We start from the raw sequence: 310 nt of genomic DNA on the forward strand, positions 1-310 counted from the left end.
TCTTAAGTTTGATAATAACGGTGATTTATGGTTAGCTTTAACTGAAACTAACGACGGTAGCATTCTTAAATTTAATATCGTAAATGAAACTTTTGAGCAATATGAATTACCAAGAGTAACCAATCCTGCTTATACGTATAAGTTTAGTAATATAGCTCTAGACAATGCTGGTACAATTTGGTGTACAGCACTTGATTATTCAGGTTTGATTAAATTAGAGTTTGACCAAGATGTACCGCAATGGGAACAAATACCATTAACAGATTTGCCACAATTAGGTGTGGAGTCACCATATGTACCAGATAATATC

1 protein-coding gene is annotated in these 310 nt (G+C 33.2%); it reads left to right on the top strand.

Annotated elements, in window-relative coordinates; translation table 11 throughout:
• On the top strand, positions 1–310 hold a 310-nt coding region (locus tag TD18_RS17325), incomplete at both ends, for an NHL repeat-containing protein (protein WP_040254922.1).

Source organism: Psychroserpens mesophilus, from assembly GCF_000826645.1.
In the GTDB taxonomy this organism is placed as follows: domain Bacteria; phylum Bacteroidota; class Bacteroidia; order Flavobacteriales; family Flavobacteriaceae; genus Psychroserpens; species Psychroserpens mesophilus.